This is a genomic window from Porphyromonas pasteri, assembly GCF_014647755.1.
Lineage (GTDB): Bacteria > Bacteroidota > Bacteroidia > Bacteroidales > Porphyromonadaceae > Porphyromonas > Porphyromonas pasteri.
Genome location: NZ_BMPU01000002.1, coordinates 56,007 through 76,601, shown reverse-complemented (window position 1 = coordinate 76,601; position 20,595 = coordinate 56,007). Strand labels below are relative to the sequence as shown.

Annotated in this window: 10 protein-coding genes; all 10 read left to right on the top strand. The window is 58.4% G+C overall.

The annotated features are described in order from the left end of the window. The first annotated feature begins 51 nt into the window (after window positions 1-51). Complete coding sequence (locus IEX77_RS03845) at window positions 52-3,042, top strand: SusC/RagA family TonB-linked outer membrane protein (RefSeq protein ID WP_188807804.1); 2,991 nt, start codon at window positions 52-54, stop codon at window positions 3,040-3,042. Window positions 3,043-3,057: 15 nt separating this feature from the next. Next, window positions 3,058-4,641: a RagB/SusD family nutrient uptake outer membrane protein gene (locus tag IEX77_RS03840; protein WP_188807803.1), complete on the top strand. Its 1,584-nt coding sequence runs from the start codon at window positions 3,058-3,060 to the stop codon at window positions 4,639-4,641. Between the two features lie 610 nt (window positions 4,642-5,251). Continuing rightward, entirely contained in the window at window positions 5,252-5,590 is a 339-nt protein-coding gene (locus IEX77_RS03835; RefSeq protein WP_188807802.1) for a hypothetical protein, read from the top strand. Window positions 5,591-5,635: 45 nt separating this feature from the next. Then, window positions 5,636-5,995: a cell division protein ZapA gene (locus tag IEX77_RS03830; RefSeq protein WP_188807801.1), complete on the top strand. Its 360-nt coding sequence runs from the start codon at window positions 5,636-5,638 to the stop codon at window positions 5,993-5,995. Between the two features lie 47 nt (window positions 5,996-6,042). Further along, window positions 6,043-7,626, top strand: a complete 1,584-nt coding sequence (gene rny, locus IEX77_RS03825; RefSeq protein WP_188807800.1) for a ribonuclease Y — start codon at window positions 6,043-6,045, stop codon at window positions 7,624-7,626. 107 nt (window positions 7,627-7,733) lie between these two features. After that, window positions 7,734-9,179 carry a Fe-S cluster assembly protein SufB gene (sufB, locus tag IEX77_RS03820; RefSeq protein ID WP_188807799.1) on the top strand — a complete coding sequence of 482 codons (1,446 nt, stop codon included), beginning with the start codon at window positions 7,734-7,736 and terminating at the stop codon, window positions 9,177-9,179. 33 nt (window positions 9,180-9,212) lie between these two features. Next, window positions 9,213-9,965, top strand: a complete 753-nt coding sequence (gene sufC / locus IEX77_RS03815) for a Fe-S cluster assembly ATPase SufC (protein ID WP_060935468.1) — start codon at window positions 9,213-9,215, stop codon at window positions 9,963-9,965. 7 nt (window positions 9,966-9,972) lie between these two features. Further along, window positions 9,973-11,190, top strand: a complete 1,218-nt coding sequence (gene sufD, locus IEX77_RS03810) for a Fe-S cluster assembly protein SufD (protein WP_188807798.1) — start codon at window positions 9,973-9,975, stop codon at window positions 11,188-11,190. A 222-nt stretch (window positions 11,191-11,412) separates the two neighbouring features. Next, on the top strand, window positions 11,413-14,001 hold the full coding sequence (gene clpB / locus IEX77_RS03805; protein WP_188807797.1) for an ATP-dependent chaperone ClpB: 2,589 nt from the start codon (window positions 11,413-11,415) through the stop codon (window positions 13,999-14,001). Window positions 14,002-14,687: 686 nt separating this feature from the next. Next, window positions 14,688-20,489 carry an MG2 domain-containing protein gene (locus IEX77_RS03800; RefSeq protein ID WP_188807796.1) on the top strand — a complete coding sequence of 1,934 codons (5,802 nt, stop codon included), beginning with the start codon at window positions 14,688-14,690 and terminating at the stop codon, window positions 20,487-20,489. Window positions 20,490-20,595: the final 106 nt, after the last annotated feature.

The following is a 20,595-nucleotide window of genomic DNA, read 5'->3' as shown; positions in this document are numbered from 1 at the left end:
GTGGAGGGCGGGTGGGGACCTCTCCTTTTTCACTTACACAGAGCACTTCATATGAAAGCGATTCTGCGCCTTACCTACCTCTGTCTATCCCTACTCTTCCTCTCCCTCACAGCCTCCGCACAGGACGTACAGGTCAAGGGTCAGGTAGTAGATGACAAGGGCGAAGCCGTCATCGGGGCTTCCGTCAAGGTCAAGGAGACCCCTCAGGGCGTCATCACCGATATCAACGGGAACTTCTCCGTCCGTGCCCCCAAGAATGGGCACCTCATCGTCTCCAGCGTCGGCTATGCCACGAAGACCGTAGCTCTCAGTGGCGCTACGCTCCCGCTGAAGATCGTCCTCTCCGAGAGTGCTGAGAACCTCAAGGAAGTCGTCGTCGTCGGCTACGGCTCCATGCAGAAGAAGGACCTCACCGGATCCGTCAGCACCCTCAATGCGAAGAACTTCCAGAAGGGTGCTATCTCCACGGCCAGCGACCTCCTCGTCGGTAAGATCGCGGGGGTACAGATCACACCCGAGGGTTCTCCTGGGGCTGGTGGCCGTATCCGTATCCGTGGTGGTGCTTCGCTCAATGCCAGCAACGACCCGCTCATCGTCATCGACGGTGTGCCCATCGAGAACACCGCTGTATCTGGTGCACCCAGCATCCTCAGCTCACTCAACCCTCAGGACATCGCTTCGATGAACGTCCTCAAGGACGCTTCTGCTACCGCTATCTACGGTTCGCGCGCCTCTAACGGGGTCATCATGATCACCACCAAGCGTGGTAAGGTCGGGCAGAAGACTCAGATCGCTGTCTCCGTACAGAGTTCCCTCTCCGAAGCTGCTCGCCGTGTGCGCGTGCTCTCAGCTGACGAGTACCGCACGCTCATCCAGCGTATCTCCCCCGCTACGGCCTCGAAGCTCGGCACGGCGAATACCGACTGGCAGGACGAGATCTATCAGCTCGCCTACGGTGGTGACTACAACGTCAGCGTCAGCGGTGCTGCTGGCAAACTCCCCTACCGCGTGTCTACGGGCTTCTACCACCAGGAGGGTGTACTGAAGACCGACAAGATGAATCGCTTCAGCGGTGACATCAGCCTCAATCCCCGTCTCTTCGACAATCACCTCTCTATCGATGCGAGCGTGAAGCTCAGCGCTACGCACAATCGCTTCGCTAACAAGGAAGCTATCGGTGCTGCTGTACAGTTTGACCCCACGCGTCCCGTCCGTGATGCTGACGCTGCATACGCACCCTTCGGTGGCTACTGGACACAGCTAGACGGGACAGGCCTCCAGAAGCTCGCTCCTAAGAACCCTGTCGCTCTCCTCAATCAGAAGGAGGATATCAGTGATGTCTTCCGCACGATCAGCAATCTGAAGATCGACTATAAGCTCCACTTCCTCCCCGAGCTGAAGCTCAACGTGAACCTTGGTTACGACTACGCTTCGGGTAAGGGTACGGTCGTCATCCCCGAGAACTCCTCCCTCGGATGGCAGCGCTACACCCTCAAGCAGGCCGGTCAGCCCGACGTCTATAAGAGCGGTACGAACAATGCTTACGACCAGCGCAAGCGCAGCCTCCTCTTTGACTTCTATGCGAACTACGTCAAGGAGCTTCGCTCGCTGAAGAGCCGTGTCGACGTCATGGCAGGATACTCCTATCAGGACTGGAAGACCTTCGTCCATAACACGCCTGACTACACCTACGACAAGACGCTCGTATCGACTCCCGTCTACGAGTACGACTACCCACAGAATACGCTGGTGTCCTTCTACGGCCGTCTGAACTACAGCCTCATGGACCGCTACCTCTTCACCGCTACGGTGCGTGCCGACGGCTCTTCGCGCTTCAGCAAGGAGAACCGCTGGGGTATCTTCCCCGCTCTGGCACTGGCTTGGCGTATGAATCAGGAGAATTTCCTCAAGAATGTCTCTTGGATCGATGACCTCAAGCTCCGTCTCGGCTATGGTGTCACGGGGCAGCAGGATGGTATCGGGAACTACACCTACCTCCCCTTCTACGCGCTCAGCACGAATACGGCGACGTATCAGCTCGGCGATCAGTATTACAATATGCTCCGCCCCGCTGCCTACGATGCGAACATCCACTGGGAGCAGACCGCTACCTACAACGTAGGTCTTGACTACAGCTTCATCAAGGGTCGTCTCTCTGGTACGCTCGACTTCTACCAGAAGAAGACCAGTGACCTTCTGAACGAGATCCCCACGCCTGCTGGGGCGAACTTCTCAAACCGCATCCTCACGAACGTCGGTAACATCTCCAGCAAGGGCTTTGAGTTCAGCATCAATGCTACTCCCATCCAGACCAAGCGCCTGACGTGGGATGTGAGCTACAACATCAGCTCCAACAGCACGCGCATCACCAAGCTCAACGCTGTCGAAGTCCCCGGCTATCAGGGTGTCCCCACGGGGGGCGTCACGGGTCTGACGGGTACGTACGTGCAGATCCACTCCGTCGGCTATGCCCCTGGTACCTTCTTCGTCTACGAGCAGAAGTACGATGCTAACGGCAAGCCTCTGGAAGGTCAGTTCGTCGACCGCCACGAGGATGGCGTCATCAACGAGCTGGATAAGTACCGCACGCACAACCCCGAGCCTAAGGTCACGATGGGCTACTCCTCGAGCCTCACCTTCGACCGCTGGACGCTCTCGACCTCACTTCGCGCGGGTCGCGGAAACTATATCTACGACAACATCTCGGCCTATATGGCTACGCACTCCTCTGTGCTCAACTCGGGTCAGTACTTCCGCAACACGACGCCTGAGATCAACGTCTCAGACTTCCAGACGAATAGCGATAAGCAGTTCATCTCGGACTACTACCTCCACAGAGCTTCGTACCTGAAGATGGACAACCTCACGCTCGCCTATGACTTCGGTCGTATCCTGGGCCGAGCTAACCTCCGTGCTTCGGCTACTGTGCAGAATGTCTTCACGCTCTCTTCCTACAAGGGTCTCGATCCTGAGCGTGCTATCGACTTCAGCCTCTATCCCATCCCACGTACGTACTCGCTCAATCTCTCCCTCACGCTCTAATCTTCACAGCCGATCATGACTACAGATAAGAAGATTCTTCGCCGAGGCCTCACGGCTCTTAGCCTTGTCACGGCTCTCGGCCTCTCCTCCTGCACCAAGGATCTGGACCGCTTCCCCACCAACGGGGAGACTTCCCAGACGATCTATAACTCCCCTGCAAAGACCTTCCAAGCGTTCGCTAAGGTCTACGGCGCATTCGCCCTCTCGGGCAATGGTGGTAAAAATGAAGACGGCAACGGTGGGGATATCGCGGGTATCGACGAAGGGGCGAGTGACTTCGTTCGTGGCCTCTTCAACCTCCAGGAGCTGCCTACTGAGACGGCTATCTGCGCCTGGGGTGACGGTGGTGTGCCCGACCTCCATGCGATGAGCTGGTCGTCGTCGAACCCCATCATCCGCGGCCTCTACTACCGCTCGATCTACCAGATCAAGCTCGCCTCAGAGTTCCTCAAGAACACCGAGTCGCAGGCCTCCGATGCTACGGTCCGTACCTACCGCGCCGAAGCTCGCTTCCTGCGTGCCTATCAGTACTGGGTGCTCATCGACCTCTTTGGCAATCCTCCCTTCGTCGACGAGTCCACGCCTACGGGTAAGGTCTATCCTCGTCAGATCAGCCGTAGCGAGCTCTTCAACTATATCGAGAGTGAGCTGAAGGCTATCGAGGGCGACCTCAATGCGCCTAAGGCAGGTGACTACGGTCGTGCCGACCAGGCTGCTGCCTGGGCACTGCTCTCTCGCCTCTACCTCAATGCCGAGGTCTACACGGGTACGGAGCGCTACGCCGATGCAGCTACCTACGCCGAGAAGGTCATCAGCTCGGGTAAGTACAGCCTGCACCCCACCTACGCAAACCTCTTCCTGGCGGACAACAACCTCAGCAACCCTGAGATCATCCTCTCCGTCAACTATGATGGTAAGAAGTCGCAGAACTGGGGTGGTATGACCTTCCTCATCAACTCCTCTACGGGCGGTACGGCAAAGGCAGTCACGGGTGTCGCTATGGGTGTCAATGGTGGCTGGCAGGGTAACCGCGCTACGAAGGGGCTCCTTGACCTCTTCGGTGCGAATAAGGCGACCGACAAGCGCTGCCTCATGACGGCAGCTGCCACGGCAGAGATCTCCTCGGTCACGAACTTCGACGAAGGGGTCTATGTCCATAAGTTCCGCAACGTCACCAGCACCGGCGCCAACGGTAGCGATGGCGACCAGTGCGATGCTGACTTCCCCCTCTTCCGTCTGGCAGAGCTCTACCTCAACTATGCTGAGGCTGCTGTCCGCGGTAAGGCTAATACGGCTACGGGTCTGCAGTACCTCAATCTCGTACGCGCTCGTGCCTACGGCGCTACGACGGGGAACTACTCCGCCCTGCCTTCGCTCGACGAGATGCTCGCTGAGCGTGGCCGTGAGCTCTTCTGGGAGGGACACCGCCGTACGGACCTCATCCGCTTCGGTAAGTTCGTCTCCGCTGACTACGTATGGCCTTGGAAGGCTGGCGTGAAGGCTGGTGCTGCTTCGCAGGCCTACCGCACGCTCTATCCGATCCCTGCGGATGATATCCAGGCGAACCCCGAGCAGCTCAAGCAGAACACGGGTTACTAATCCAGCGTAGGGCGCACTTTGCTCCCTCCGACTGCCCGCCCCACGGGGCGAAAATATAGAAGGCTTGCCCTCGAGCTCCCGCTGTGGAGCCCGAGGGCAAGCTGCTTTATATCGTCTCCTTGCACGCCTATATGTGACATCCCAATAGAAGGGGGTGGTGTGAACCTATATTGGTCATCGGGCTGACCTATATAGATCGCTCTTCCGACCAATATAGGTCACGACGTGGACCTATATAGATCAGCTCAGTGACCAATATAGGTCGGTAGCACCTCCCTTAGCTGCATACTATAGATGTCGTGGGAGAGAGGGTGATTGCGACCAGTACTGGTCAGCGGTCGGACCAGTACTGGTCACCAATAGGAAGCAGTACTGGTCACCGCGCGAAGTAGTACTGGTCGGACGAGTGACCAGTACTGGTTGGTTTTTGCTCCTGCTAAGAGGCTGTCTGACTGCACCCTTTTTTGAGGATGAAATCGAGGGGATCGAGTCGTGTGAGGGACGGTGGTTGGGTGGCCTTCTTGAGAGGGGGACTCTACTTATATATAGAGCGGGGGCGGGGAAGAGGCTAAAAAAGCGTACCTTTGCATACATAAGGAATAACGACGCTATGACCCAAGCCGAAGACCAAGAGCTCCAGCGATTACAAGTCAATATCCGACGTCTCGCCGGTATTGTCGCAGAGCAGAACGAGAAGCTCGCTCAGCTCAGGATGCTCCTTCAGCAACGGGATGAAGCTCTTCATGCGATGCAAGAAGAACTCAAGTCAGTGCGACGACACGAAGCGACCTTGGCCACTGCCTCGGCTCTCGTCTCTACCGATATGGGGGACGCCAGCCGTAGGGATGCCCGGGAGCTCCTTGATGGGATCATCAGTCAGCTCGACCGCTGCATCAGCCAGCTCACCAGTGAGCCCGAGGCCACCGCAGCGTCTGAGCCCGAGATATAGTCAGAGACCGAATAGCTTGGGGCCTACCCGCCCCGCTACCGATATATGGATACCAATACCAGCCCTGAGGACCTGCAGCGCATTTCACTCGCTGTCGAAGATGCTCGCCTCTCGCTCCGAGTCCCTCGCTCCGAGGAACGACTCTACCGCGATGCTGGCGAAGAGCTGACCTCTACGCTGCGTATCTACCGATATAAGTACCCCAATCGCTCCGAGGTGCCTACCATAGGCTACCTGGCGATGGCTGCTATCGATATCGCTACGCGCTACAAGCAAGTGCAGGGCGCCCTCGAAGCGCGCAAGCAGACCTTGACTCCACGCCTCGTGGAGATCAATGAGGAGCTTGAGACACTGATTAGCAAGGCTCGACAGCTCATTGACGATCCCCCCACCTCGTCCCAATAACCACAGCGTCCCTTTCCTTCAGCATTACATTTATTTCAGACAAAGGAATGGGAACAATTACGATCATTATCATCTGCATCGGTGCGCTTATCCTCGGTGCGGCTCTCTCATGGGTCGTCTCGGAGAAGCTCCTCGGGCAGAAGACTCGTGCAATCCTCTCTGAGGCGGAGCGTGAAGCTGAAGTCCTCAAGCAGAAGAAGCTCCTTGAGGTCAAGGAGAAGTTCCTGCAGCTCAAGGGCGACCTTGAGCAGCAGGTGGCACAGCGCAATAATAAGCTCAAGCAGATCGAGGGCCGACTGAAGACCCGCGAGCAGGAGCTCACGCAGCGCCACAATGAGGTAGAGAAGCGCAACCAAGAGATCGATATACTCAAGGAAAAGCTCGCCCTACAGAGTGAGGGCATCGAGCTGAAGAAGGAAGAATACGACGTCAAGAAGGCCGAGTACGAGGAGAAGAAGGCTGAGCTGGAGCTCCTCCGTCAGAGCGAGCAGAAGCGCCTCGAAGCCCTCGGCGGACTCTCTGCTGACGAGGCGCGTGAGCGTCTTATCGAGAGCCTTCGCGCCGAAGCCAAGGACCAAGCTCAGGGCTATATCAACGAGATCGTCGAGGAAGCAAAGATGACCGCCAACAAGGAGGCCAAGCGCATCGTCGTGCAGTCCATCCAGCGCCTGGCTACCGAGACGGCTATCGAGAACTCCGTCACCGTCTTCCACATCGAGAGTGATGAGATCAAGGGCCGTATCATCGGCCGTGAGGGGCGTAACATCCGCGCCCTCGAGGCCGCTACCGGTATCGAGATCATCGTTGACGACACCCCCGAAGCCATCGTCCTCAGTAGCTTTGACCCCGTGCGCCGTGAGGTAGCACGTCTGGCCCTGCATCAGCTCGTCCAAGACGGCCGTATCCACCCTGCCCGCATCGAAGAGGTCGTCTCGAAGGTGCGTAAGCAGATCGAGGAAGAGATCATCGAGACGGGGAAGCGCACCGTCATCGACCTCGGTATCCATGGTATGCACCCCGAGCTCATCCGCCTCATCGGTAAGATGAAGTACCGCTCATCCTATGGGCAGAACCTCCTGCAGCACTCCCGCGAGACCGCTAACCTCTGCGCCATTATGGCCAGTGAGCTGGGTCTGAACCCCAAGCACGCTAAGCGCGCCGGCCTCCTGCACGACATCGGTAAGGTACCCGATGATGAGCCCGAGCTGCCACACGCACTCCTGGGGATGAAGCTCTGTGAGAAGTACAAGGAAAAGGCCAACATCTGCAATGCCGTCGGGGCACACCACGACGAAGTCGAGATGGAGAGCCTCATAGCCCCCATCGTCCAGGTCTGTGACGCCATCAGTGGCGCGCGTCCCGGTGCCCGCCGTGAGATCGTCGAGGCTTATATCAAGCGTCTCAATGACCTCGAGCAGCTCGCCCTCTCTTATCCAGGGGTGGTGAAGACCTACGCTATCCAGGCGGGTCGTGAGCTCCGTGTCATCGTCGGCGCAGAGAACACCGACGACAGCAGCATCGCTACGCTCTCAGCTGAGATCGCTAAGCGCATCCAGGACGAGATGACCTACCCTGGGCAGGTCAAGATCACCGTCATCCGCGAGACCCGCAGCGTCAGCTACGCCAAGTAGTCTCCCGAGGTGTGGGGCTCCTCCCCGCGCAAATGGGTGGCGTATGGCAACCAAATTCCCCTGTGGCGTGTTTACAGCGTAGGAGGAATAACATCCATATTTATTGCATGCAAGATAACGATCAGATCATCGACGAGGTCACCTCGAGCGATTACAAATATGGCTTCACCACCGACATCGACACCGAGACCATCGGCAAGGGGCTCAGCGAAGAGACCGTCCGCCTGATCTCGGAGAAGAAGGGTGAGCCAGAGTGGCTCCTGCAGTTCCGTCTCGAGGCCTACCGCCATTGGCTGACCCTCGAGCAACCCGACTGGGCGCTGCTGAAGATCCCCCCTATCGACTATCAGGATATCATCTACTATGCCGCTCCGAAGAAGAAGGAGGGCCCGAAGAGCCTCGACGAGGTGGATCCGGAGCTCCTGCGCACCTTCGAGAAGCTCGGTATCCCTCTCGAGGAGCAGAAGATGCTCTCAGGGATTGCCGTCGACGCGGTCATGGACTCCGTATCGGTGAAGACGACCTTCCGCGAGACCCTCGCCGAGAAGGGTATCATCTTCTGCTCCTTCAGCGAAGCCGTACGCGAGTATCCCGAGCTGGTGAAGAAGTACCTGGGCGTCGTCGTCCCCTATACCGATAATTACTTCGCTGCGCTGAACTCCGCCGTCTTCAGCGATGGCTCCTTCGTCTACATCCCGAAGGGTACGCGCTGTCCGATGGAGCTCTCCACGTACTTCCGTATCAATGCCATCAACACGGGGCAGTTTGAGCGTACACTCATCGTCGCCGACGAGGGTGCCTACGTCAGCTACCTCGAGGGCTGTACCGCTCCCCAGCGTGACGAGAATCAGCTTCACGCCGCCATCGTCGAGATCATCGTCGAGAAGGAGGCTGAGGTGAAGTACTCCACCGTGCAGAACTGGTACCCTGGCGACAAGGAGGGTAAGGGCGGTGTCTACAACTTCGTCACCAAGCGCGGCCTCTGCCGTGGTGCTAGCTCCAAGCTCTCCTGGACACAGGTCGAGACGGGCTCGGCGATCACGTGGAAGTACCCCAGCTGTGTGCTCGAGGGGGATGACTCCGTAGCCGAATTCTACTCCGTCGCTGTCACGAACAACTTCCAGCAGGCCGACACCGGTACGAAGATGATCCACCTCGGGAAGAATACCCGTAGCCGTATCGTCTCGAAGGGTATCAGCGCTGGCAAGAGCCAGAATAGCTACCGCGGGCTGGTCTACGTCGGCCCCAATGCGGAGAATGCCCGCAACCACTCGCAGTGCGACAGCCTCCTGCTCTCCGACCGCTGCGGTGCACACACCTTCCCCTACGTCCATGTCGACAACGACACGGCGATCATCGAGCACGAAGCCACGACGAGCAAGATCAGCGAAGACCAGATCTTCTACTGCCAGCAGCGTGGTATTGGCGTCGAGGAGGCCGTGGGCCTCATCGTCAATGGCTACGCCAAGGAAGTCATGAACAAGCTCCCGATGGAGTTCGCTGTCGAGGCTCAGAAGCTCCTGAGCATCTCCCTCGAAGGCTCCGTTGGCTAATCCCCATCACCCCCATTTCCGAATCATACAGATATGCTTAAGATAGAGAACCTCCACGCATCCATTGGAGATAAAGAGATACTCAAGGGAATCAACCTCACCGTAGGCAAGGGCGAGGTGCACGCCATCATGGGCCCCAACGGCTCGGGGAAGAGCACCCTCTCATCGGTCCTCGTCGGCCACCCCACCTATGAGGTGACGGAGGGCTCCGTGACCTTCGAGGGTGAGGATATCCTCGAGCTTGAGCCCGAGGAGCGCGCACACCGCGGTCTCTTCCTCAGCTTCCAGTATCCCGTCGAGATCCCAGGCGTCAGCATGGTGAACTTTATGCGTGCTGCCCTCAATGAGCGTCGCAAGGCTGCTGGTCTTGATCCGCTGCCCGCTGCTGAGTTCCTCAAGCTGATGAAGCAGAAGCGCGAACTCGTCGAGCTGGACAACAAGCTCGCTAGCCGCTCGGTCAACGAAGGCTTCTCCGGTGGTGAGAAGAAGCGCAATGAGATCTTCCAGATGGCTATGCTCGAGCCCAAGCTCGCTATCCTCGACGAGACGGATAGTGGTCTGGATATCGACGCCCTGCGCATCGTCGCTAAGGGCGTCAATGAGCTGCGCAGCCCCGAGAACTCTACCATCGTCATCACGCACTACCAGCGTCTCCTGGACTATATCCGCCCCGACTTCGTGCACGTCCTCTACAAGGGTCGTATCGTACGTAGCGGTGGCCCCGAGCTCGCTCTCGAACTCGAAGAGCGTGGCTACGACTGGATCAAGGAAGAGGTAGGAGAGTAGTCTGACCATGGAAGCGATCACCAAGAAGTACCTTGACCTCTACGCTGCCCTTAGTGGGGAGCTGCAGGAGCGTCCACAGCTACTCAATCACTACCGCGAGGCGGCTTATGACGCCTTCGCTCGTCTGGGGGTACCCCGCTTCAAGAGCGAGGACTACCAGCGTACCGACCTGCCCAGCCTCTTCGCCGAGGACTGGAAGCTCCACGTGCTGGACGGTGCTCCTTACTGGGCATCGCGGGCCTTCGCACCGGAGATCTTCATCGGTGCGTTCTCGGACTTCGTACGCCTGCATCCCGAGCTGGCGCAGGAGTACTATGGCCGTATCGCGCCCATCGCTACTGACGGGCTCGTCGCGCTGAATACCCTCTTCGCTGCCGAGGCTCTCGTCATCTACGTGCCTCGTGGCGCGAAGATCCCTGGTCACATCGAGCTGAGCTATATCCTACCACGTCTGGCGGGGCATATCTCCGTAGAGCGCGCGCTTATCATCCTCGAGGATGACGCCGAGGCGACGCTTCACTTCCGTGACTGCCCCGAGACGACGGAGCGCGCTATGGCGCTGCGCACCATCGAGGTTCACGTCGGGCGCCGTGCCCGCTTCTCGCTCATCGAGCGTGAGGAGTCGGCCGAGGCGAATGTGCGTGTCTCCTCGCTCTACGTCCGTCAGATGCAGGATAGCGTCGTCGACCTCAGCGGTGTCACGCTGCGCAATGGTGTGACGCGTAATAACTACTTCGTCACGCTCGCCGAAGAGCGTGCCGACCTCAAGGTCTCTGGCTTCGTCCTCACCGCTGGTAAGGCACATGCGGACAACTTCTCCTACATCGAGCATGCTGTACCGCACTGTACCTCGGATGAGCTCTTCAAGTATGTGCTGCGTGACGATAGCCGTGGTGTCTTCACGGGGCGTATCCTCGTAGCGCAAGACGCGCAGAAGACGCAGGCTTATCAGAACAACCGCAACCTCCTGCTCTCGCCCACGGCTCGTATGCAGTCGAAGCCCCAGCTGGAGATCTACGCTGACGACGTGAAGTGCTCCCACGGGATGACCACGGGTCAGCTCAGCGCTGATGCTCTCTTCTATATGCGCCAGCGCGGTATCTCCCTTGAGGAAGCTCGCCTGATGCTGAGTAATGCCTTCGCCGAAGATGTCGTAGCGCGTATCCCCGTCGAGGAGATCGCTGACGACGTGCGTGCCCGCATCGAGGAGCAGCTGCGTAAGTAGCCCGCTCTCCATATAAGATATACGACCCGCGCCCATGGCTCCAAGTGAGCTATGGGCGCGGGTCTTTCATTACCTATATGTGTGACAGAATGGCTTAAAATAATGCCGTTTATGCGATGCTATCTCATTGTTTCGGTCAGAATGGCGCGCTTTTCGAGCTGGGTACGTGCTTTGCAGAAGGGGATGTAGCGTGGGCACTAAAGTCCACCCCCTGACATAAAAATGAACATTAATAAGTATACCATCAAGTCGCAGGAGGCCCTGCAGAGCGCTATCGAGCTCGCTCGCAAGGCCGGCAATCAGGCCATTGAGCCCGTTCACCTGCTTACAAGTATTTTGACTCTCGGAGATAGTCTTACTGACTTCCTCCTCTCTAAGCTCGCTATCCAGCGTGCCCGCCTTGAGGAGAGCCTGCAGCGTATGCTCTCAGCTCTGCCTAAGGTCTCGGGTGGCGAACCCTATCTCAGCTCCGATGCCACGAAGGTACTCGACAAGGCTGAGGATATCGCCACCGAGATGAAGGATGAGTATGTAGCTCTCGAGCACCTCTTCCTTGCGCTCGCTGAGGTCGATACCTCGGTAGCTCGACTCCTCAAGAGTGACTTCGGCCTGCAGGTCGCAGAGCTCCGTAAGGCTGTCGACGAGCTGCGTAAGGGCAACCGCGTCACCAGCCAGCACGCCGAGGAGCAGTACAACGCCCTCAGCAAGTACGCTATCAACCTCTGCGAGCGTGCTCGTAGCGGTAAGCTCGACCCTGTCATCGGTCGTGACGATGAGATCCGTCGCGTCCTGCAGATCCTCTCACGCCGTACGAAGAATAACCCCATCCTCATCGGGGAGCCTGGTGTCGGTAAGACGGCTATCGCAGAAGGTCTGGCCTTCCGTATCGTCCGTGGTGACGTCCCCGAGAACCTCCGCTCCAAGCAGGTCTACTCCCTCGATATGGGTGCCCTGATCGCTGGTGCGAAGTATAAGGGCGAATTCGAAGAACGTCTGAAGTCCGTCGTCACCGAAGTCACGAAGAGCGAGGGGGAGATCATCCTCTTCATCGACGAGATCCACACCCTCGTAGGTGCTGGTAAGGGCGAGGGCGCTATGGATGCTGCTAACATCCTCAAGCCTGCTCTGGCACGTGGCGAACTCCGCTCTATCGGTGCTACGACCCTCGACGAGTACCAGAAGTACTTCGAGAAGGACAAGGCTCTGGAGCGCCGCTTCCAGATGGTCATGGTCGACGAGCCCGATGAAGCCAGCTCGATCTCCATCCTCCGTGGGCTGAAGGAGAAGTATGAGAACCACCACAAGGTGCGTATCAAGGACGATGCCATCATCGCTGCTGTCCGCCTCTCCGACCGCTACATCACCGACCGCTTCCTCCCCGACAAGGCTATCGACCTTATGGACGAAGCTGCCGCACGTCTCAGGATGCAGATTGACTCCCTCCCCGAGGGGCTTGACGAGATCGCACGTCGTATCACCCAGCTCGAAATCGAGCGTGAGGCTATCCGCCGTGAAGACGATGAGGAGAAGCTCGAAGAGCTGAACAAGGAGATCGCCACGCTGCGCGAAGAAGAAGCTGGCGACAAGGCTAAGTGGATGCGTGAGCAGGAGCTCATCAACCGCATACAGCAGTGCAAGATCGAGGTCGAGCAGCTGAAGATCGAGGCTGACAGCGCTGAGCGCAGCGGTGACTACGGTCGCGTCGCTGAGATCCGCTACGGCCGACTCAAGGAGAAGGAAGCCGAGATCGCCTCTATCCAGCAGGAGCTCACCGAGGCTCAGGGCGATAGCGCTCTGATCCGTGAGGAGGTCACTGCCGAGGATATCGCCGACATCGTCTCTCGCTGGACGGGGATCCCCGTCGGGAAGATGCTCCAGAGTGAGCGTGAGAAGCTCCTGCACCTCGAGGAAGAGTTGCACAAGCGTGTCGTCGGTCAGGAGCAGGCTATCCGTGCCGTCGCTGATGCCGTACGCCGTAGCCGTGCCGGTCTTCAGGACCCCAAGCGTCCTATCGGCTCATTCATCTTCCTCGGTACCACTGGTGTCGGGAAGACCGAGCTGGCGAAGGCGCTGGCTGAAATCCTCTTCGATGACGAGACGATGCTCACCCGTATCGATATGAGCGAGTATCAGGAGAAGTTCTCCGCCACCCGCCTCATCGGTGCACCTCCAGGATATGTAGGCTATGACGAAGGTGGTCAGCTCACCGAAGCGATCCGCCGCAAGCCCTACTCCGTCGTCCTCTTTGACGAGATCGAGAAGGCTCACCCCGACGTCTTCAACGTCCTCCTGCAGGTCCTCGATGACGGTCGTCTGACGGATAATAAGGGCCGTCTGGTGAACTTCAAGAATACGATCATCATCATGACGAGTAACCTCGGCTCCGACCTCATCCGTGAGCGTCTCTCCGACGTCCCTGCGGGCGGTGAGCAGGCTGCTATCGATGAGACGCGTGAGCTGGTACTCGGCCTTCTGAAGAAGACGATCCGTCCAGAGTTCCTCAACCGTATCGATGAGACCATCGTCTTCACCCCGCTGGGTCGCAGCGAGATCGACGAGATCGTCCGCATCCAGCTCGACAGCACGGCCCGCCTCCTGCAGGTCAATGGCATCGAGCTTCACTATACGCCCGCTGCAGTTGAATGGATCGGCAAGGAAGGTTACGACCCTGAGTTTGGGGCACGTCCTGTACGCCGTGTCATCCAGCATGTGGTGCTCAATGAGCTCTCAAAGAGCATCCTCTCAGGTGCTGTCGACCGCTCCAGCGTCATCACGCTTGACGTCGAAGATGGACAGCTGCGCTTCCGCTAAGGGCGCACGTCCCACGTGATATTGTTAGTTTAGTTGTTAGGGGTTGCTCCTCTGTAGGTCTGGATGCTTGCATCCTGCCTGCAGAGGAGTTCCCTTTTTATATAGCGTAGGGTAGGGAGGCGGACCTATATTGGTCGCTGGGCTGACCTATATAGGATGGCGAAGAAAGCTATATAGCTTTGGACTGATTCCTATATAGCTTTGTGTGGGGACCTATATTAGGTTGTTGCTCCGCGTAGGGATAAAAGTTGTGGACGAGTGGCAGATAAGTTTGGGCTACGTGCGTGGACGATAAATCTACGTACGTGGATATTTGGATTTACGTGCCTGGTCTTTAAGACTACGTACATAGATAGGGGAAACCACTATGGGAAGGCGCTTTTTTCTTCACGAGAAGGACACTTTTCCTTCCGCTGAATAAGAAGAATACTCGCAATAAGGCGAAGGGCTTGCGTATCACTTCGGAGAGGTATATCGGGGAGCTGGGCGTCACTCGCCCCTCCCCGAGAGGCGCTCGCTACGGCCTGCGGGAGCGCACCTTCTTCACCCGCACGGTCACCAGAAAAGCACGGCTTCGCATGGGGAAATCAATAAGCTTTCTCCCGAGAGATACAGTATTGTGAAGAGCTTACTATCTTTGCTATATAACTCAATCACCTGATCCCTACCACATACACCTCCATCTTATGAAGATCAGATACGCCCTCCTTGTGGCTCTCTCGCTCTCGTTACCCAGCTATGGGCAGAAGAAGCAGAGCACTAAGGCTACCCCCCAGATCCAACGGGTGCAGCAGATTCAGCGCATCCTCAAGCCCAATACGAGCCGGCAGAGTGATCGTAATCGTATTAATGTCCCGCTCACCCGCGAACTCATCGACTACGGCATGAAGAAGCACGACCTCAATATCCTCCTCCAGGGCTACTCGGAGCTCTGGCTACGCACGGTAGATCGAGATCCCGAGGCGCAGATCAATGCTTACCAGACCCTTCATGAGCTGAAGAGCCTGCCTTGGCTGACGGCGACGGACCGCCTGGCCCTCAAGCTCTTCACCCTGCGCTATTACTTCAAGCGCCAAGATCGATACCGCTACCGCTCCGAGGAGATCGTGGCGAAGCATGTCGATCCTGTGAATCCCGAGAGCTGGAGCCAGCAGGACTACAATACCTTTTACACGACTCGTATCCGTGAACTCATCAGCGATCCCGCAGCGCTGTCGGCTTCGCTGAAGCCTTACTCCGCCGCCTTCTCTATTGATGAAGGGACGATCGGAGAGCCTACGTTCGGCACGGAGCTACTCAACAACTTCCCCGGAGATGGTGCCCTTGAAGCCCTGCATCGTGAGGTGCTGAAGACGCTCCGCCCTGCCGCCGAGGCGAGCAAGAGCGTCTACTATCGTGCACTCATTGACAGACATCAGATCCACCTCGACAAGGATAAGATGACAGAGACCCAGCGCATCGAGGCACTTGAGGATTATCTCAAGAAGTATGCGACCCATCAGGAGGTCAGTACGGGGCTCAGCTCGCTCCTCGGGATCTATCCCTACCAGCGTCTGCGACGTGCTCGCTTCCTTGAGTCGGTCATCCAGCGTGTGACGGGGCTTACTCCAGAGATGCGCAAGCAGCTTGGGGAAGAGGCTAAGCGATGCCGTCGCCCTGAGCTCCTACAGAGGGCTGACCATAGCTACCTCGATAGAGTAGGCGTCCATCTGGAGGCACCCTATCTCGTGACGAAGGCCACGGTGCAGCTCTATAAGGTCCCTACGATTATCCGCCCCGATACGCGTGAGGACTGGAAGCCTGGTAGCCAAGACAAGCCCATAGCGACGAAGGAGGTGACCTTCCAGCTCGATGACTTGGGCGAAGGCAAGGGAGCTAAGCCCTTTAGCCTGGATCTCCCTACGGCTGGGAACTATATCCTCTTGACCAAGTTCGGCTACTCTCCGGAGGCTTCATCCAAGGACTTGGATGCAGAGAATAGTCTGATGCGTACGGAGTACGTCTATCTCGCTCATGAAGCGGGGGATGTCGGATCTCATCAGTGGGTGAATGCTCGCACCGGTGCGCCCGTAGCGGATCAGTCCTTCCACACCTATCACCAGATCTCTTTCAGGGGAGACTTCGAGCATAAGGGGGATGTGAAGACTGATGCCCTCGGCTACTACCGTCTCAAGGATGGGGAGTGGCGCTACTTCATGGCGTCGGGGAAGGATCCGCTCATCGCTTACTCCTACCACTCTCGAAATCGTAGTAGGTCTGATGGCCCTGCTGACCCCTTACGTCTCTATGCCTACCAAGGCTATGTGACCACCGACCGTCCCGCCTACCGCCCTGGGCAGACGGCTCATATCTATGGGGTGTACTCCGAGGTGCGTATGCACGCCGAGGATGCTCGTGTAGCAGCGTCGAAGGCCCTCACGCTCGAGGTCATCAATGCGTCGTATGAGAAGGTGCAGGAGCTCAAGGTCCAGACGGATGCCTTCGGGCGCTTCTCGACCAGCATCACTCTGCCGAAGGATGGTCTCACGGGTGACTATCGTATCCGCGCTCGTACGGCATCGGAGCGCGATCAAGAGCTCTCGCCTGAGTTCAGCTGTGAGTTCGCTGTCTTCGAGTATAAGCGCGAGGGTACAGAGCTCACCGTCGATATGCCCCAGCCTCCCTATCAGTATGGTGGCACGCTCCCCATCACGGGCTCGGTGCGTACGCTCAGTGGTAGCCCCGTAGCGGATGCCCGTGTGAGCTATACGCTCCGCCGCTCCGTCTCTCTCTGGAGCTTCAGAGAGCTGAGTGTCGACTATAGCGACCGCAGCGAGATCGAGGATATCACGTCGGAGGTCGTCACAGATGCCTCGGGGCGCTATTCCTTCACGGTGCCTCTTCCCGAGGATCCCCAGAAGCTCACGCAGCGTAAGGGGGATTACTTCGCTCCGTGGTATAGCTATACGCTGATTGTCACCTCGACGGACGGCGCTGGTGAGAGCCATCAGGAGATCCTGAATATACCCATCGGTCAGCCTGTGGGTGCGGTGAGTGTGGATCTGCCCCAGCTTATTGACCGTAAGAGTGCGAGCACGACGCTTCGCTTCACGAACGAGCTCCATACGCTTCGCTCCGAGCTTCCGACCGTTCATTACCGCTTCACGAGTGGTGGGAAGGTACATCTGGAGGGGACGACGCCTACTGATAGCATCATCGAGCTGGCTCCTCGCTTAGCTTCCCTTCCCTCGGGACGCTATGAGTTGGATTATAGCGTTAAGTACCGCGACTCGCTCTCCTATGTTGGGCAGATGGCTCTTTACCTCTTCGATACGCGTGACAGCAAGGTCAGCGACCTGCGTGCGCCCCTGCTCCTCTCCGCAGGCGACGGGAAGTATGGCGCAGGGAAGAAGCCCGTCGTCTACTATGCGACGAGCCTCCCCGATGCCTATATCTACTATAGTGTATATAGTCAGCGTGGCCCTATTGCCTCGGGCGTCCTTCGTCCGAAGGCTGGTGCGCTGTGTACGCTCCCGATAGATATCTCCAAGGAGCCCACCGAGCCTGAAGAGATCGATGTAAAGCTCTACACCGTGCGTGACGGCCGCTTCCTCCGCGAAGAGGTGAAGCTTCAGCGCACACAACCCGAGAAGGAGCTTCAGATCACGTGGGATAGCTTCCGTGACCGACTGAAGGCGGGCGATAAGGAGACGTGGAGCTTCACGCTCCGTGACGATAAGGGGCGCCCTGCTGAAGGTGTGGCGGTGGCCGTCTGGATGTACGATGCCGCCCTCGAAGCCTTCGGGACACTGGAGCCCTGGAGCCCTACGCTGCGCCTGAAGGAGACTGCACTTTCGCACCTCCTCGGTAGCTACTTCATCTCTGTCGATAAGCAGAGTGGAGGGCGCTATCCTGATGGAGCGTGGTGGACTGCTTGGCTGGGTGATAAGCCTCGTGGAGCATTCCGCTCACCCTTCATCAAGAAGTCGGCTACTACCGAAGAAGATGATGATGAGGAAGAGGACACTGTAGAGCCGATGCTCGAGATCGGAAGCCCTATGCTATATGGTGCAAGATCCACGATGCAGCTCTCTGCAGAATATAAGATCGTCTCTGCTCCCTCCGATATGGGTTCTTCTCGTACTCGTGCAAAAAAGGCAGAGGAGAGCGCCCCCGCCGTGAAGCTTCGCAAGGACTTCTCCGAGACGACGTTCTTCCTCCCCGAGCTAAAGACCGATAGCAAGGGGCAGGTTAGCTGGAGCTTCAACGCTCCCGAGCAACTCTCTCGCTGGCGCCTCGTCCTCAACGCCCACAGCCGTACGCTGGATCATCATATCGAGCGCCGCACGGTAGAGACATCTCGCGAATTCAGTATCCGCCCCACACTCCCTCGCTTCGTCCGTGAGGGCGATGCCGCGACCCTCGTCACCGAGGTGCGCAATGAGAGCCCCGAGGCACAGTATGGTACGCTGACCCTCGAGCTTTTCGATCCCGCAAGTGGTGTAGTACGCTCGACCCAGCAACAGACCTTCGACATCGCCGCTTCGTCAGCTACGACCCTCAGCCTCCCGCTGGAGGGCTATCGTGGTCTGGACTCCGTCGGCGTGCGTGTCATCGCTCGTGGTAGCCATTCCTCCGACGGCGAGCAGCACATCCTGCCTGTCCTCTCCGACCGTGAGACCATCACCGAGACGATCGCCTTCTCCTCCCACTCCGAGGGGACGCAGCGCATCTCGCTCGCTCCGCTCTTCCCCTCGACAGGGAAGATGCCTGAGTCGGGTCTCTTCACCGTCACCCTGCAGCCCAACGCTTCGCGTCTGGCACTCACGGCACTCCCCGTGATGACCTACAACAAGGAGGTCTCCGCCTTCGCTGCTGCTACGGCCCTCTTCGGGCAGTCGGTAGCCCGCCTCCTCGTCGGCTATGAGCCCCTGCATAAGTGGGCAGAGGGCGTGCTGAATGCTCCCGAGTCCACGCAGAAGGGTACCAGCTATGGCGCTCTCGTCGGGCGTGACAGCCTGCTCTCAAAGAGCCCTTGGGCGCGTCGCCTGAAGCAGGAAGCTGAGCAAGAGCGTGAGCTGGCTCGCTTCCTCCTCAGCCCTGATCATACGACCACGAGCGATCAGCTCCTCAAGCGTCTCGGCGACCTACAGACCTCCGACGGCCTGTGGGCGTGGTACCCAGGTATGGAGGGTAGCCTCTATACCACCGAGTACGTCCTGCGTACGCTGCTGCGCATGGCCGCCTACTCCGATCTGGAGTCCGCCCTGCGTCTGCGCCTCGAGGAGATGATCCGCCGAGGGATGAAGGCACTGGACAAGCAGGCCGTACGCGATCACGCTGAGCTCGTCAAGGCTAAGCGTGCGGGGAAGAGCGCCTACGTCTACACCGACGTCGACTACCTCTACCTCGCGGCGCTGGCGAAGACGCGCGGCCTGCGTGATGCCTCCGAAGAAGCCAAGAAGGCAGAGAGCTACTTCCTCCGCGAGCTACGCACCAATCTCCGTGATATGCCGCTGGACGACAAGCCTCGTGCAGCGCTTATCTTCCTCCGTGCAGGGGAGAAGAAGCTCGCCATGGAGCTCGTCGAGAGCATCCGTGACTACCTCGTCGAGGATGAGACGGGCCTCTTCTTCGCCCGCCTGCAGTCAGGGAGCTATTCGTGGATCAGCCGTGCACTGCCCGCTGCCGTCGAGACGCTGGAGCTCTTCTCCGACCCCTCCATCATGGATATCGAGCGTATCAGCGGTATCAAGCGCTGGATCGTCGCTCAGAAGCGCACCAACTCATGGGGGCGTGACCTCCCGACGGCCGAAGCCGTCTACGGCCTCACGCTCGGCGATCCTATCGCTCATGAGCTGGATAAGGACGCACAGGCACGCATCGATCTGCCCGTCGTAGGGGGTGAAGCCATCCGCCTCGAGGGTGACCGCCTGCAGGTGAAGATGCCCTTCACGAGTACCGTCCACCCCGACACCGTCCTGACGCTCTCGCAGTCGCAGCCTGCCGTCCTCTGGGGGAGTGCTACGGCGACCTACACCCTGCCCACGGCAGAGGTAGAGGCACGTGGCAAGCAAATCCAGATCACGCGTGAGACCTTCCTCCTGCGTCGAGGGAGCAAGGGCGACGAACTCCTACCGCTCGCCGAAGGGCAGGAGCTGCGTGTCGGTGACCGCCTCCGTACGCGTCTCACGATCCGCCTCGAGCAGTCCCTCGACTTCGTCCAAGTCATCGACCCCCGCCCTGGCTTCACGGAGCCCATCATCCAGAAGCCCGGCTATGAGTGGGGCGAAGGCACGGGCTACTACGTCGAGCCGAAGGACACGGAGACGAACTTCTACATCGACCACCTCAACCGCGGTACGTACCTCCTCAGCTACGACCAGTATGTGGCACGTGCTGGCCGCTTCGCTGGCACCGTCGCCCGCATCGTCTCGTGCTATGCACCAGACTACAGTGCGCACACGGCAGCCGGTATCGTGACGAGCGTCCTACCTCTCAAGAAGTAATTTCCCCCGCCGAATCGCTAAGCCCCCCACAAGCTCACTTATGCGAGCTTGTGGGGGGCTTTCTTTATGCTCTACGAAGGGGGGAGAGCGACCAGTAGTGGTTCGT